This is a genomic window from Pseudomonas sp. AC463 (genome assembly GCF_979253585.1).
Genome location: NZ_CEEDDZ010001279.1, coordinates 1 through 229 on the forward strand (window position 1 = coordinate 1; position 229 = coordinate 229).

Annotated in this window: 1 protein-coding gene; it reads right to left on the bottom strand. The window is 63.8% G+C overall.

The features are described from left to right. Positions 1–229 (bottom strand): hypothetical protein (locus AC0IYH_RS34420; protein WP_471838992.1); only part of this gene is annotated, 229 nt, incomplete at both ends.

The following is a 229-nucleotide window of genomic DNA, read 5'->3' on the forward strand; positions in this document are numbered from 1 at the left end:
ATGTCGAGTTCGAGGAAGCCTTCGTGGACGTTGTAGCGGCCGGTACCGTTCTTGTAGTTGCCGGCATACCAGTTGCCGCCGCTGACCGTGTTCTGCGTCGGATCGGCCGGATAGTCGGCGGTGTTCGGATTATCCGCCGTCACGCCATTGCCGTACGGGTCCGCCTTGGTCCGGTACCATTCGCGCCGGAACTCATACCCGAACGCCACCGACAGCGGACCGGCCCAGG